The organism is Flavobacterium koreense (assembly GCF_054776075.1).
The window spans coordinates 141,774-155,443 of the sequence record NZ_BAAHCF010000032.1; the positions used below are offsets into that span (position 1 = coordinate 141,774).

The 13,670-nt window shown below is 31.3% G+C and carries 16 protein-coding genes; 4 read left to right on the top strand and 12 right to left on the bottom strand.

The annotated features are described in order from the left end of the window. Window positions 1-68 precede the first annotated feature (68 nt). The 5 genes from ACYU7A_RS12240 to ACYU7A_RS12260 form a co-directional block, all read right to left on the bottom strand. Window positions 69-1,619: a SulP family inorganic anion transporter gene (locus ACYU7A_RS12240; RefSeq protein ID WP_460576934.1), complete on the bottom strand. Its 1,551-nt coding sequence runs from the start codon at window positions 1,617-1,619 to the stop codon at window positions 69-71. 64 nt (window positions 1,620-1,683) lie between these two features. Further along, entirely contained in the window at window positions 1,684-1,878 is a 195-nt protein-coding gene (locus ACYU7A_RS12245; protein WP_460576936.1) for a hypothetical protein, read from the bottom strand. A gap of 5 nt (window positions 1,879-1,883) precedes the next feature. Beyond that, entirely contained in the window at window positions 1,884-2,063 is a 180-nt protein-coding gene (locus ACYU7A_RS12250; RefSeq protein ID WP_460576938.1) for a hypothetical protein, read from the bottom strand. A gap of 225 nt (window positions 2,064-2,288) precedes the next feature. Next, the gene (locus ACYU7A_RS12255) at window positions 2,289-3,677 is read right to left on the bottom strand and encodes a radical SAM protein (RefSeq protein WP_460576940.1); all 1,389 of its coding nucleotides are present in this window, start codon (window positions 3,675-3,677) and stop codon (window positions 2,289-2,291) included. Next, window positions 3,667-4,404: a prolipoprotein diacylglyceryl transferase gene (locus ACYU7A_RS12260; protein WP_460576942.1), complete on the bottom strand. Its 738-nt coding sequence runs from the start codon at window positions 4,402-4,404 to the stop codon at window positions 3,667-3,669. The genes ACYU7A_RS12255 and ACYU7A_RS12260 overlap by 11 nt, the downstream gene beginning before the upstream one ends. Before the next feature lie 95 nt (window positions 4,405-4,499). On the opposite strand from ACYU7A_RS12260, the gene ACYU7A_RS12265 reads away from it, so the two are divergent. After that, window positions 4,500-5,270, top strand: coding sequence for a TlpA family protein disulfide reductase (locus ACYU7A_RS12265; protein ID WP_460576944.1), 771 nt, complete (start codon window positions 4,500-4,502; stop codon window positions 5,268-5,270). 49 nt (window positions 5,271-5,319) lie between these two features. On the opposite strand, the gene ACYU7A_RS12270 is transcribed toward ACYU7A_RS12265, so the two are convergent. The 5 genes from ACYU7A_RS12270 to ACYU7A_RS12290 all read right to left on the bottom strand — a co-directional run bounded on the left by ACYU7A_RS12270 (window position 5,320) and on the right by ACYU7A_RS12290 (window position 8,414). After that, window positions 5,320-5,892, bottom strand: a complete 573-nt coding sequence (locus ACYU7A_RS12270) for a hypothetical protein (RefSeq protein WP_460576946.1) — start codon at window positions 5,890-5,892, stop codon at window positions 5,320-5,322. 240 nt (window positions 5,893-6,132) lie between these two features. Beyond that, entirely contained in the window at window positions 6,133-6,576 is a 444-nt protein-coding gene (locus ACYU7A_RS12275) for a hypothetical protein (RefSeq protein ID WP_460576948.1), read from the bottom strand. 49 nt (window positions 6,577-6,625) lie between these two features. Then, window positions 6,626-7,075, bottom strand: a complete 450-nt coding sequence (locus tag ACYU7A_RS12280) for a hypothetical protein (RefSeq protein ID WP_460576950.1) — start codon at window positions 7,073-7,075, stop codon at window positions 6,626-6,628. 113 nt (window positions 7,076-7,188) lie between these two features. Continuing rightward, window positions 7,189-7,914 carry an adenylate/guanylate cyclase domain-containing protein gene (locus ACYU7A_RS12285; RefSeq protein WP_460576952.1) on the bottom strand — a complete coding sequence of 242 codons (726 nt, stop codon included), beginning with the start codon at window positions 7,912-7,914 and terminating at the stop codon, window positions 7,189-7,191. Next, window positions 7,914-8,414, bottom strand: a complete 501-nt coding sequence (locus tag ACYU7A_RS12290; RefSeq protein WP_460576954.1) for a Pycsar system effector family protein — start codon at window positions 8,412-8,414, stop codon at window positions 7,914-7,916. The genes ACYU7A_RS12285 and ACYU7A_RS12290 overlap by 1 nt, the downstream gene beginning before the upstream one ends. Window positions 8,415-8,664: 250 nt before the next feature. On the opposite strand from ACYU7A_RS12290, the gene ACYU7A_RS12295 reads away from it, so the two are divergent. Next, window positions 8,665-10,284 carry an ABC-F family ATP-binding cassette domain-containing protein gene (locus ACYU7A_RS12295; protein ID WP_460576956.1) on the top strand — a complete coding sequence of 540 codons (1,620 nt, stop codon included), beginning with the start codon at window positions 8,665-8,667 and terminating at the stop codon, window positions 10,282-10,284. A gap of 114 nt (window positions 10,285-10,398) precedes the next feature. On the opposite strand, the gene ACYU7A_RS12300 is transcribed toward ACYU7A_RS12295, so the two are convergent. Beyond that, window positions 10,399-11,268: a lysophospholipid acyltransferase family protein gene (locus ACYU7A_RS12300; protein ID WP_460576958.1), complete on the bottom strand. Its 870-nt coding sequence runs from the start codon at window positions 11,266-11,268 to the stop codon at window positions 10,399-10,401. Window positions 11,269-11,368: 100 nt separating this feature from the next. On the opposite strand from ACYU7A_RS12300, the gene ACYU7A_RS12305 reads away from it, so the two are divergent. Then, window positions 11,369-12,001, top strand: a complete 633-nt coding sequence (locus tag ACYU7A_RS12305) for a rhomboid family intramembrane serine protease (RefSeq protein ID WP_460576960.1) — start codon at window positions 11,369-11,371, stop codon at window positions 11,999-12,001. Between the two features lie 43 nt (window positions 12,002-12,044). After that, a complete protein-coding gene (locus ACYU7A_RS12310; RefSeq protein ID WP_460576962.1) occupies window positions 12,045-12,731 on the top strand; it encodes an SIMPL domain-containing protein in 687 nt (228 codons plus the stop codon). A gap of 73 nt (window positions 12,732-12,804) precedes the next feature. On the opposite strand, the gene ACYU7A_RS12315 is transcribed toward ACYU7A_RS12310, so the two are convergent. Further along, window positions 12,805-13,670: T9SS type B sorting domain-containing protein (locus tag ACYU7A_RS12315; RefSeq protein WP_460576964.1), on the bottom strand; the 866-nt coding region annotated here is incomplete at its 5' end.

Genomic DNA, 13,670 nt, shown 5'->3' on the forward strand with positions numbered 1-13,670 from the left:
AATATTTTACAAAACAAATGTAGAATGTTGTATCTAAAAACTTTGTTAATCATTAGTTAAATAAAACATTAATGTAAAGCTGTGGTTGAAACTTTTTCAATTCCTTGAAGATTAAGTTGAATATGTCTGTCGTGCGCTTTGTTTTCAAATTCACTAATAACTTCCAAAATGTCATAATCAATGAAACTTGTACTTCTGCCATCAATAGTTAAAATACTGTATTTAGGAATATTATCTAGTATTTTTCTAAATTTTACTTTGTTTAAAAAAGAAACATTATCGTTTAGAATTATGGTAAATATTTCTGTTTCATGTTGTTTAGATATAATAACTTTATAATCTGCTTGAAAATTATTTTGAATGATAAAATACAATGAAATCAACAATCCAATGGTTACTCCAATGAGCAAATCGGTAATTAAAATGAATACAATTGTAATGATGAATGGGAAAAACTGTTTCCAACCTAAACTCCAAATGTTCTTGTATAATTTGGGTTTGGTCAAATTATATCCAGTAATTAATAAAATAGCTGAAAGTGAAGCATAAGGAATTTTATTCAGCAGAAAAGGTAAAAATAAAACGGCTAAAAGCAAAAATAAACCATGAGTAAATGCTGAAAGTTTAGTTCGTCCGCCAGCATCAACATTGGCAGAACCTCGAACAACAACAGCTGTCATAGGAATGGCTCCAAGTAATCCGCAAGTTAAGTTTCCAATTCCTTGTGCAATTAATTCTCGATTTACAGGTGTAATTCGGTTTCTTTTGTCCAATTTATCAACGGCTTCCACACAAAGTAAGGTTTCTAAGGAAGCCAATAAGCCTATAAGAATTCCGGCTTTCCAAATTTCTAAATTGTTGAATAATTTTGAATAATCAGGAAAAGCAATATTTCCAAAAATGTTATCCGGAATTGCAACCAGTTGTGTTGGTTTTAATTGGAAATTAGCTTCAAAATTGGAAAGTATAAAATTGATTGCAATTCCGATAACAACTACTAAAAGTGGAGCTGGTATTACTTTATACTTTTTTGCAAAAGGTTGATTTAAGAATATTAAAATGACAATGGATACAATAGAAATGATGATTGTTCCACGAGTTAAATGTTGATTAAAGTTTTGAAGATTTCCCGAAATATTATTTGGATTGAAAAGTTTGGTAAAACCACTTGTCCAAAAATCAGGTTGGTTGTATCCGAGTGCGATTGGAATTTGTTTTGAAATTAACATAATCCCAATGGCGGCAAGCATTCCTTTAATTACAGCTGATGGAAAATAGTTGGAAATTAATCCGAGTTTTAAAATTCCTAAAACAATTTGAAACAAACCAGCGACAATAACTGCAAGTAGAAAAGTTTGAAAATCACCAAGTGAAACTATCGAAGCTGCAACCAGAGTAGTCAATCCTGCTGCTGGACCTGAAACACCAAGTTGCGAACCACTGATTAAAGAAACCAAAACTCCACCAATAATTCCTGACAAAAGTCCTGAATATAATGGCGCACCAGAAGCTAAAGCGATTCCCAAACACAAAGGCAATGCCACAAGAAAAACAGAAAGTCCGGCAGGTAAATCGTGTTTGAACCAAATCAGTTCGTAGTATTTTAGTTTTCTGTTCATTGCAATTTTTTATCAAGCAAATGTATTTAGATTCCAATCAAATGAACATGATAACTATCATAATTTAATGCATTGGACCAATAGAAAAAGTGGCAAAACAAGTTCCAAAACCAATTAAAAATATAATTACAGAACCAATTAATAATTTTACTGCAAATTTTCTTTTATTTTCTATAAATAGTAAAAAGAGCCCAGTTATAAAGGCGATAGCACTTGCAAAAATTAGCATTATACTTATATCAAATAAAGCATCTTTCATATTATTTAACCATTTAAAAGTACAGCACAGGCACCAAAACCAATAATCAATCCTATTACTGAATATTGTAAAATTTGTATTCCGTCTTTTTTAGTTTGCTCTTTTTTGGATAAGACTAAAATAAATCCAACCAATAAGCCTATTAAGCTTGCGAAAGACAAAAGCCCGACTAGTATAAAAATCATTTTGGTAGTATTAAGTATTAATGCATTCCGCCTAAGCTTAAGGTTGAAAAACAAGCTGAGACTCCTATAATTAGAATAATGATAATCGTTAATAAAGAAAATAAAATCATTTTGATCGCAGTCGAATTCGAATCTTTGTTTTGAAATAACTTTACAATTCCTGCAAAAAAAGTAATCACACAAACAAAAATGATGACCAAGGCTAATTTGAAAATATGTTCCATACTATCGATTTAACTTTTCTCTGATTTCCTCAATTTTATTATCTCTGTAAAACAAATTCATGGTTTCGAATGGTACTAATTTATAACGTTTGTCCACAATATGAACGCATGATTTTTTTACTGCTCGAACATCAAAATCACTAGCATCCATGAAGTTCATAATGATGATTCGAAACAAATTATCATAATGCAAACTATCCGATTTTACTCTAGGCAAACAACACATTAATTCTCCAAAAGTATCCTCAGCGCAATCTACAGAAATTCCGGTGCTGAACATTGTTATTAAATGGTTCTTCAAATCTTCATCATTTTCATAAACGATAGTGTTTTTGGTAGTATTCAATAAATCTTCTGGATTCAATAAATGCGTCATCGGAATAACTTGATCGTCCATTTTTAAAGCATAAGCCATACACAAAGCATCAGGATTACAAGGCACAGGAATCAAATCTTGTGGTGTAAAAATTGGATATTGCTCATAGATTTTTCTTCGAACTTCTGTCAACGTGATTCTCCCTGTTGCATCATCATAATTGTCATTTCGTCCGGCAACTTGCGTTGGTTGAAACGTTACTCCACGAACACATTTTTGTTTTACAGCATATTCAAGAATTTTACCAATTTCATCATCGTTTTCGCCTTTTTGCAACGTAATTACTAAAGTTGTTGAAAGATTAAAATGATTCAAATTTTCTATAGCTTGCTTGCGCACTTCGGTTAAATCTTCGCCACGTAATTTTTCTAAAACTTCGGGTTTGAAACTATCAAATTGCAGATAAATTTCAAAATCAGGCATGTAACTTGCAAGTTTTTCTACAAATGAAATATCCTTTGCAATTCGAATTCCGTTGGTGTTTAACATCAAATGTTTGATAGGTTTGCTTTTGGCAATATCCATAATTTCAAAAAACTGCGGATGCACCGTTGGTTCGCCACCAGAAATTTGAACCACATCAGGTTCACCTTCATTGGCAACAATTACGTCAAACATTTTTTCAATTTCTTCCAACGTTCGATGACGTCCATAATTTGGTGCAGAAGATGCGTAACAAGTTGGACAAGCCAAATTACATCTATCGGTAACTTCTACAATCGACAAACACGAATGTTGCTCGTGATCGGTACACAAACCGCAATCATACGGACAACCATAATGTACTTTGGTATTAAATTTCAAAGGAACTTCCGATTGCTTGTTGTAGTTTCTAATTTGTTTGTAATATTCCACATCATCAGCAATCATGGAACGTGAATCGCCATGCGTTTTGCAATGTTTCAGCATCCAAACTTTCTCGTTTTGAAAGACAATTTTGGCATCGACCAATTCTAAACAAGTAGGACAAAGTGATTTGGTATAATCGTAGTATATGTAAGGTCTATTTGGCATAATTAAATAATCTTAAAATGAATTTGTGGTAATAAACAAATATAAAAATCGCACTCCATTGAATACTACTCAAATATAAGAATAAAGGTTGATATGGTTTTATAAATTCAACGGAAAATCGGTACAAAAAGTATAAAACCATAAAGAGTTTGAATCGGTCGCCGTTGATTAGATTTACATTTTTTATTTTTCTGAAAAGAATGAAAAGCAAAATCATATACGTCATTTCATACAATGCCACAGGATGACGTAATTTACCATCGCCCAAATTCATTCCGGTAAAGAAAGTGGTTTCAATTCCGTAGGTTGGTTCGGCGATTCCCATTGAGAAACAACCAATTCTTCCAATGAAAAGTGCTACGATTATAGGAATTACATAAATATCTCCAGAAGCGGTTTTGACACCAATAAACTTCTTAAAAAGTTCTACACCAAACAAGCCGCCGAGAAATCCTCCAGCAACGGTTTTGTTTTGATAAAAAGTGAGTAACGTTTGATTTGCAATTTCGGAAGGATTTTCGAGCATTGCCAAAACTCTCGAACCAACGAGCGCACCAACCATCGCGCCCAACATAATCCAAAGGCGATTGATGTCGGAAATGGTATCAGTTATTCCTCTTTTGTGGTAGTAATACAATCGAACTCCAATAAAGAACGCCAAAGTTTCAAATATAAAATGATAATATACTTTTTCGCCAAAGAAATCAAACTGAAAAGGAAAGGTCATAAAGGTTTGTAAATTTTAGCTAATGTAAGTAATTTCAATAAAACAGAAGAATAATAAAATTGATTTGTAATTTTGAAATCTATAAAGTTTTCACAATGACCAAATATTTAAGTTTTGCCTTCTTCTTTTTGCTAGTTTCTTGTTCTGGACAAACGAAATTGGGTGAACCTGAAGTTAATCCAACAGAGATTCAAAGTAATTTTATGAATTGGTGGAAATACCACAATGAAAACATCATGCTTTCAAGAGATTTTACGCCAATTGATGAAAACGGAACCGTAATTGAGAAAAGTGCTTTCTTGAAAACTTTGATGGATGGAAAAACGATTCCTATTCGTTTGAAAACTGCGGACACGATTTTCCAATACCAATTGTTTAAACTTTTGCCAAATTCTGATTCAAATATTAAAGCGACTATTGCTCAAGTGTCTTTTGATGAAAACGATAATTTTAATCAAGAAGGCAAACCTTTTCCGAAGTTTACTTTCACCGATTTAGAAGGAAATATAATTTCTAATGAATCTATGAAAGGCAAGATTATGGTAGTGAAATGTTGGTTTATTCATTGTGCGGTTTGTGTGAAAGAAATTCCTTCGTTGAACGAAATGGTGAATCAATACAAAGACCGAAAAGACATTGTTTTTGTAAGTTTAGCCGAAGATACGCCAGAACAATTGAAAGTATTTTTAGCTAAAAAACCATTATTGTATGCTGTAGTTCCCAATATGAAAACGTATATGAATGAAGCGTTGCAATTGAATGCTTTTCCAACGCATTTTATAGTGAATAAAGACGGTAATATTGTTAAAGTTTTAGCCAACGATCATGCTTTGAAAGTCGCTTTGGAGATTGAGAGTAGGAAGTAGGTGTTTTGTTGCTTATCTTAAAGTCAGGAGACTTTTCTCAGCAAGTGATTTAATTTATTTCAAAAGATTCTATACATTTAATCATTAAAGCAAAGTTTGTTTCGATGTTGTCTTCACTTTGACAACTTGTTGTTAAAGAATAAAATGTTTCTTTTTCTTTGCTTTTTAATATAAACGAAATCATTTCTATTGAGTTTGAACCTTCTAATTTTTGATAAATATAGTAAGAATCATATTTTAAATTCTTTGTATATCCACTTTCAATAATTGTTGGCATCAAACTACTTTTTTTAATATTCTTTTGGATTGTTTTAAATTCATCCAACAATTCCATATTTTTTTCAAAACTTTTATATTTCTGAATTGAAATTATCTTAGTGAATTTTGTTATTGAATCAGTTGCTCCAATATCCATTCCAAGAATTATTTGTGGATTATTATATTCTTCAGCTTTCCATTCCCAATTTTTAGGAATTGTGATTGAAAAATCATTTTCCGGATGATTAATTTTAGCTTTAGCGTACTTAATAGGATAGTTTGAATATTCCTCAAGTTTAGTTATTTTTTTTGTACAAGCCCAAAAAAGTAAAATCGCAAAAATATATTTCAATTTATTAATCATTTCAAAATTCCGTTTATTTGTCAAAAATTTGGATTTTCTAGTATTTTCAAAATATAGAACAACTAATAAAAACACTAAAATCAACTTTCACATCCTTCACAAATATACCAATTTTCAACAAAGACTTTGTTTGGTTTCGAATGTTTAGTTGTGATTTTTATTGTAGGCACGGATTACAAATCCGCGCTATCAGGTTTTTGTTGATTAATGCGAAGTTAGGTTACTCAACTTTTGTATAGTTTATTTTTTTAATTCAATTTTAAGTCTTTCTATTATTTCTTTTTCAAATTTTCTTTTCAATAGTATATTTTCAAATAAACCTAGGTCTTGATTAACTAATTTCCATTCTGATTTTTTATTTGTAGAAATTGAGACAAGAGCAAAACTTGTTTGTTTTTCATCGAAAGATCTTGTCCATGTTTGCATCTTTTTGTCTCCTAAATCAAAATAAATGTCATGCCAAAAGTCAGTTGTATCTTTATCTTTTGTGTCTAAGTTTTTAAGTTTTAATTTTTCCAAAGCATTAATAACTTTTTCCTCAGAATATTTGAGAGTATATGTCTCAGCATAAGGATAACTTCCAGCAGCGTAAAAATGAAATGTAGAAAAGAATGAAATTACATGATATAATAGGAATAGAATTATCGTGAAAATAATAAAAAATTTAAATTTCGATTTATTCATTTTTATTTTGTTTACTTATCAAAGTGATGGCAACTAGTAATATCATTTTTTATTTCTTCAACGTATCAATTTTATCTTTTATAGAATCCTTTTGAATAGAATCTTTAATTTTATTGGTTGTAACTGAATCGTTTTCAATTGCATCTTCTGATTGATCTTCTGCACGTTTACCCATGATGCAACTTGAAAATGAAAACAAAAAACTCAATGAAAGTAAGGCAACTATTTTTATTGGTTTCACCTTAATTTGATTAAATCGATTTTTTAAATTAGTGTATTTAGTATTGTTTTCGTTTTCAACTTGATTGAATTTATAATAGCCACAAATGCTTTCATTAGTTGAGTTTTCAACGAAATATTTTTGGATTTCAGGAGCTTTCATCTTTGTAAAATCAATTACGGTTTTATTGCAAGAAGTACAAAATCTACCTTTTTTATCGGTTGACATAGAACTCCAATTTTCATTGCAAGGATTTTGTATTCTTATTTTATTTTCCATAATATTCAAGTTGATGTTGCTTGTGATTTTGCAAAAACTATTCCAAAAAAAATGTGTTTTAATGATTTGATTTTTATTGTGTGCACGGATTGCAAATCCGCGCTATCGGGTTTTTATAAAGAACGATAATAGCCTGTTTTATAAATTGTTATGAATTCATTTTTAAATTTAAATTGTCCACTTGTCCACATATCAATTTTCACCCCATTACGTGTTGTAAATTGGTTCACTTCTTTAAGTCTACCAAAAGTAGTTTTACAAATATAAATTGAATTTGGGCTGTCGGCTTCATCACTTAATTTTGCACCCAAATTAGGAGGATCACCAATCCAAATTAAATCACGATTATTTTTATCATAACCAGTGCCCGCTTTTGAAACCATTATGTTTCCTGTAGAAATGCCTACTCCTAATGAAAAATTATTATTATTAAAAGCACTATTAATTTTTGGTTTTAAAATATCATACTTGCAACCAACTATTTTCATTGCACATTCAACTGCGTTATTTACTTTTCTTTCACCGCTGAACACCGCTAAAACTCTGTCGCCATCAAAACTTCTAATTTTTCCGTTAAATTGTTTTATACATTCGACCATACAATGATGATAGGCTTTGTAAATTTTAGTAATTGTTTGAAGTCTATGTTGGTCTGTATAAGATGAAGAACCTCTCATATCTACATAAAGAAAAGTAAACTCTCCGTATATACCTGTATTTCCTAGTGTTAATCTGTTCTCTGTTCCATTTTCAATGTCAGGGACTTCATTACTATCATATTGATTGAATCCAGTTGTGAGGAAAGTATTTACTTTATCCTCAATATCTTTTTTATTCACTACGCAAAATATTTAATTACAATTAAAACGAAAAATAATAGTATTTGAATTTTTAAAGCAGTTAAACTGAAATTGTAAAACTTGAATTTTTTCTCAGCAATTTTTGAATTTTCAAATACTTGGTATAATAAATCTGATTGGAATTTCTTTTCATCTAATAAGTTGTAATCATCAATAAAGTCTTTTGCTTCTATTCTTTCTGCAATGTGTTTAAAATATATAGTTTTTGAAACAGAATTTCCTGTATGTTTATCTTTTCTTGGTGAGATTGTTAAAATTGATAAAATTATGAATACAAGAAATACAATTAAAAATAAACAAAGAGTTATTTTTGATAGAAGACAAGAGTATAATAATGATTGAAAGTTTGTTAGAATAAAAGTTGTGGAAACTCCACTGATTATGAGTAAAACATTAATTTTAGTGTCTGCAAATTTGATTAAGTTTTGAACATTGTCAAGTAATTTGAATGCTAAATCAGTTTTTCGGTTGTCTTCCATAAATATTTATTTTTAATTACTATTTGCGATAAGCTTGCTGCCAAATCATGATAGACGCAACATCATCATCACCTCCATCACAAATATACCATTATCTTATAAACTCTAACCACGTATTTTTACCTGTTTATCAACAAAAAGTTCAGCAAAAGTGCTTAGAAAAAAAACTAATCACTAATTACTAAAAACTAATTACTAAAAACTAATCACTAATGCTTACTTTTGCACCGAAATTAAAACATAATAAAAAATGCTTACTGTATCTAATTTATCAGTTCAATTTGGTAAAAGAATCTTATTTGACGAAGTAAACACCACGTTTGTTCAAGGAAATTGCTATGGCGTAATTGGTGCCAATGGTGCTGGAAAATCTACGTTCCTCAAAATTCTTGCTGGCGATATTGATCCTACTTCTGGTCGTGTAATTCTGGAACCAGGAAAACGTATGTCGGTTTTGAATCAAAATCACAACATGTTTGATGAACATACGGTTTTAGAAACAGTAATGATGGGTAACAAAGTACTATTTGCAGTAAAATCTGAAATGGATGCTTTGTATGCTGATTATGATGATAAAAATGCCGATAGAATAGGTGAGTTGCAAGTACAATTTGAAGAAATGAACGGTTGGAATGCCGAATCGGATGCTGGTTCGATGCTATCTAACTTAGGTATTGGTTCGGATATGCATTATACTTTGATGGCCGATTTGGAAGGAAAACTTAAAGTTCGTGTGTTATTAGCACAAGCGCTTTTCGGAAATCCTGATGTTTTGGTAATGGATGAGCCAACGAATGACTTGGATTTTGAAACCATCACTTGGTTAGAAAATTTCCTTGCCAATTATGAAAATACCGTAATTGTGGTTTCGCACGATAGACACTTTTTGGATTCGGTTTGTACGCACATCTCGGATATTGATTTCTCAAAAATTAATCACTATTCTGGAAACTATACGTTTTGGTATGAATCAAGTCAGTTAGCTGCAAAACAAAAAGCACAACAAAATAAGAAAGCCGAAGAGAAGAAAGCCGAGTTGGAAGAGTTTATTCGTCGTTTTAGTGCGAATGTGGCGAAATCGAAGCAAGCAACTTCTCGTAAGAAGATGATTGACAAATTAAATCTTGATGAAATCAAACCATCAAGTAGAAGATATCCGGCGATTATTTTTGATGTTGAAAGAGAAGCTGGAGATCAAATTTTACATGTACAAAACCTTGCAGCATCAGTTGATGGTGAAGTATTGTTTAAAAATGTAGATTTGAACATGGCGAAAGGCGATAAAGTGGTAGTGTTTTCAAAAGATTCACGTGCTACAACTGCTTTTTATGAAATCTTAAACGGAAATCAAAAAGCCGACGAAGGAACTTATGATTGGGGAATTACTACAACACAATCTTATTTACCTAACGATAATAGCGAATTTTTCACAGACGGAAGTTTGAATTTAGTAGATTGGTTGCGTCAATTTGTGAAAACAGAAGAAGAGCGTGATGAAGTGTACGTTCGTGGGTTCTTAGGGAAAATGATTTTCTCTGGAGAAGAAGCTTTAAAAAAATGTACGGTGCTTTCTGGAGGTGAAAAAGTACGTTGTATGTTATCTCGAATGATGATGATTCGTGCTAACGTTTTAATGCTAGACGAACCAACAAATCACTTGGATTTGGAATCGATTACAGCGTTCAATAATTCGCTTAAAAACTTTAAAGGTTCGGTTTTGTTTACAACACATGACCACGAATTTGCACAAACGGTTGCCAACAGAGTTCTGGAAATTACACCAAACGGAGTTATTGACAGATACATGACATTTGACGAATACCTTGATGATGATAAGGTTCAAGAATTGAGAAAGAAAATGTATAACTAATTACGAAGTACGAGGTTTGAAGTACGAAGTAAGAAATAGAAAAAAGGTCTAAAATTTTAATTTTAGACCTTTTTTTATACCGAACACTGAACACTGAACACTGACAACTGAACACTACTTCTTATGTTTCCAACGTTTATGTGTCCACAAGTAAAATTCTGGTGCTTCATAGATTTGTTGTTCTACTTTTCTCATGAAATTTTCTGATAGTTTGTAATCTGGAATGGATTTTACATTATCAGAAAGTACTTCGAAAGAAGCTTCATAATAACCTCTTTTTACTTTCTTTACTTTTAAGAAAATTACATTCATATCATATCGTTTCGCAAGCATTTCAGCTCCAACGTGAATAGGAGTTTGGATTCCCATAAAGTTATCCCAATACATATTATCGGATCTTCTTGGAGTTTGATCACTTGCAAAACCAAAAATGCCTAATACTCCATTTTTAGCATTTTGTTCAATAGTAGTTTTAGTTTCTTTGGTTGTTATAAGATAGGCTTTAAATTTTGCTCGAATATTTTTCACTAATTTATCAAAATACGGATTTGCAATTTTTTTATAAATTCCATATCCTTTGAAAGTAATGTGATTATTCATCGATAAAACCCATTCGTAACTTGCATAATGTGCGCACATTAGAGCAATACTTTTTCCTTTTTTTTCTAAATCAAGATAAACATCAAGATTTGAATAGCTAAAACGTTTATTAATTTCTTTTTCGGAAATCGACATTGTTTTTATCATCTCAAGAAACATATCGCACAAATGATGGTAGGATTTTTTCTCAATAATTAATCGCTCTTGTTCTGACAAATGAGGAAGGGCAAGGGCAATATTTTCTCGAACTGTTTTTTTTCTATAACCAATTACACGATAGATTAAAAAATAAACAAAATCAGAAAACAAATATAATATCGGAAATGGCAGAATTGAAATTAGCCATAGAATAGGGTAGACAAGAAGGTAAATTAAAAACTGCATTCGTTTATTTTTATGCAAATATACAGTTTCTGATAATTTAACAACTTTGGTTTAACAAAACCTAAAGAACAATTCCTATTTTTACGCAAAATAGTTTGATATGGAGTACAATTTGTTTTTGATTGGATTGATTGCATTGAATATTGTGATTAGTTTTAAAGGATTTGAAGATTTATCTTTTTTTAGAAAGTATCAATTTCATGTGGGAAGTATTCGTTCTGGAGAGCAGATTAGAATGATTTCGTCTGGATTTCTTCATGTAGATATTGGTCATTTGGCTTTTAATATGTTATCACTTTACTTTTTTGCACCATATGTTTACGGAATTCTTAATAATTTTTCTTTCATATTAATCTATTTTGCGAGTCTTATTTTTGGTAGTCTTCTGACAATGATTTTTCATAAAGATGAATATAGTTACAGTGCTGTTGGAGCTTCTGGAGCAGTTATGGGAATTATTTATTCGGCAATATTGTTGGAACCTAGAATATTGATTTACGGATTTATCCCTGGGTATTTATTTGGTATTATTTATCTTCTTTACTCGATTTATGGAATGAAAGCAAAAAGCGATAATATTGGACACACAGCACATTTTGGAGGCGCTATTGGTGGCTACTTTTTTACATTAATGAAAAAGCCTTCTTTGTTTGTGGATAATACATTTATGGTTGTAGCTTTAGCAATTCCAATTATTATTTTATTTGTAATGGCTAAACGAGGCAAGCTATAATTGGCATGGCTTTTGGGTATTTAATTTTATAAAATATAGTATTATGAAAAAATCAATTTTAATTTTAATGACATTTATTGCTACGATGACACAAGCACAAGAACAAAAACAAATTCCACAAGTATCCGTTTCAGGAGAAGGAAAAGTTATGGTAAAACCAGACCATATCGTTATTAACTTTGGTGTTGAAAACACAGGAAAAGATGCAACAGAAGTAAAAAAGCTTAATGATGAAACGGTTGATAAAGTTGTAAAATTTGTAAAGAAATTTGGTATTCCAACTTCCGATTTTCAAACTACAAGCGTAAGTTTAAATAGAAATTATGATTACGAAAAGAAGAAGTATAATTATCAAGCTTCGCAGACTATAAGTATTACCTTAAAAGATATTACAAAATATGACGCTTTGATGATGGGATTGGTTGATAATGGTATTAATAACATTAGCGATGTTGAATTCAAATCGTCTAAAATTGAAGAATACAAATCGGAAGCTAGAAAACTTGCTATGAAAGATGCAAAGCATAAAGCAGAGGATTATGTTTCAGTTTTAAATCAAAAAATTGGGAAAGCTATTCTGATTTCAGATAATTCTCAATCTTATTATGCGCCACCTGTTATGTACAAAGCCGATATGATGGTAGCTGAAGCAGGTGCACCAAGAGAAACCCTTGCTGTTGGAGAGATTGAAGTTTCTGCCAATGTTTCTGTAAGTTTTATTTTAGATTAACTTATCTCTTATATTAAATAAAAAAACTCCTCATTTTTGAGGAGTTTTTTGTTTTTTAATTATGTTGTCTTTTTTATCTTTTTAATGAGAAATGGGCTTTAAATTGTTTCATCGCACCAGCTTCAGGATAGTCAACTGTAAACCAGTAATCCGTTGATGGCATTAGGTTTCCGTTGTAAGTACCATCCCATCCTTTGCTTGCTGGACTGATTTGTTTAATTAATTTTCCTTGGCGGTCAAATATATAAATTTTTGCGTTTATTTCTTTATCCAAACCAACAATATTCCAAGTATCGTTAATTCCGTCTCCATTTGGTGTAAAATAGTGAGGATAATCGATGATTTGTACTCCTGTTAATTGGAAAGGATCACAGCTGCTTGCTACGCCACCTTTGTCATCCCATACCGTTATAGTGTGTACTCCAAGAGGTACATTCGCAAACACATTGCTGGTTTGTCTCGGACCTCCATCAAGGCTGTATAAGTAACTTCCATAACCTGTTACAGTTACTGTAATGGTTTGCATATCAGAGAAAGCGTTGCTTACTTCATAGCCTACACCAACAGCCACAGCTTGTCCTGATTGTATTACTGTAAATGGAGCCGATTCATCATTACATGCTTGTGTACTTGTACTTGTCATAACTACCGTAAAATCACTGCTTACAGTATTTGGAAGAGGATCAATTACTTCATAAGTCTGGCTGGTAGCTCCAGGTATTGCAACACCAGCCTGGTCATACCATTGGTAAGTGTAAGTTAATGGTGTTGTTCCAGGCAAGTATACTGTTGTATTAGTTGCGGTTAAAACTAATGATCTAACTACTTGTTGGGTATTATAATCAACACAAATCACTTCTGTAGGCGCTATTATAAGCGGTGTTGGTGGTTGTTCAACATAAATATTAAACGATCCTATTTTCTCACAACCTGTTACTT